Raw genomic sequence first — 1,362 nt, forward strand, 5'->3', positions numbered from 1 at the left:
CACCTGTCACCAGCCTAACTGTCGGTTCAACGCGGACGCCAACACTGGCCATGGCTTCGCCATTTTTATGGCCAGTGTTGGTGCCCTACGCGCTTCGCGCTCCGGCGCCGGTTAACCTGGGCGTTAGGCCACACAAAATGCAGAGTAGCGCACACGAACTTTTGTTGGAACTGGCAGCCCTATTTCCTAGCTTCCAAGAGGCTTGGGACGCGGAAGCGAACTGCAACAGAAACGCGGACGGAAGCTTTAACCTCGCCGGACTTTGGGCAGAATTCAGCGACTACTTCATCGCACAGCCAACGACGCCAACGCCAGAGCAACTTCGCAAGCTTGCGGGTCTTGTCAACAGGGGCATCACTTCCGATTCGAACGATGAATCAGCAAGCGTTTCAGCCTGCTTCCTGGAGAATGTTGCTGGAAGCATCAGAGCCAACGAGTTGAAGGCGCTCCTCGTCACCCAAGCGCTTGCAGTAATCAATAAATGGGAACCGGCACAGTGAGTAAAGCATCGCTCTGCGGCCTAACTGGGCGGTCAAGCGGACGCCAACAAGGGCCATGCCTTCGGCATTCTCATGGCCCTTGTTGGTACCCTCCGCACCTTCGGTGCTCCGGCGCCGCTTACCTTGGGCGTTAGGCCACTGTTTGGCTGGTCTCTGGAAGCATTTTCTGGGTGTGTTTGGCGGTACCGGGCGCATGGCTCTGCTGAACATGCGGGAATGGTCTGGCGGTCGTCGGTTGCTTCCTGGTTAATCAACCGGTTGGCTTCGCTCCAGGCCTGGCGCTAACTCATCAATTGGTTCGCCACAGGGCGCGGTTCGCTGGCTCAATCTGGCTGTCAGTCCTTCGGCTGCCTGCTGGCCACCGCGCGGCGCCAAAGTGCCACAGGCCACCGCCAAGTAGGCTACTTGTCCTTCGGCAATCAGCGCCAAGTTCTGCGCCGTGTCTTCGCCACGCCACCAGCTCGAAACATGAATGCGCAGTCATGGCTTCGCCATCACTGTTCAGCGTCTTCGCGTTATGCTGGTGTCATTCGATGCGCTGCTTGATCGGCGCCAAAACAGAACACCTGGGAGCACCTTTGCAAAGCTGTCCGCCCACCGGCGCACGCCATCGCTCTGGAAGTGGTAACGCCATCACCGAGCACTGGCACGGGCGCTTCGCGCAGGCACCGTGGCCTAACTCGGCGGTCAAGCGGACGCCAACATGGGCCATGCCTTCGGCATCTTCATGGCCCATGTTGGTGCCCTCCACTCGCTGCGCTCCTTCCGGCGCCGCTTACCTTGGGCGTTAGGCAACCCCAATGAGCGTCTTTGAAGAGTCTTGGGCGCAGGCTTGGGCCGATCTGGGATTGGCGTCGCCGAG

Annotated in this window: 1 protein-coding gene; it reads left to right on the plus strand. The window is 59.5% G+C overall.

What is annotated here, in order from left to right; all coding sequences use genetic code 11:
* Positions 1–500, plus strand: a 500-nt coding sequence (locus EYS42_RS16835; RefSeq protein ID WP_207301184.1) for a hypothetical protein, incomplete at its 5' end; no start/stop codon positions are given.
* Between the last annotated feature and the right edge of the window lie 862 nt (positions 501–1,362).

This window comes from Aquabacterium lacunae, from assembly GCF_004310865.1.
In the GTDB taxonomy this organism is placed as follows: domain Bacteria; phylum Pseudomonadota; class Gammaproteobacteria; order Burkholderiales; family Burkholderiaceae_C; genus Aquabacterium; species Aquabacterium lacunae.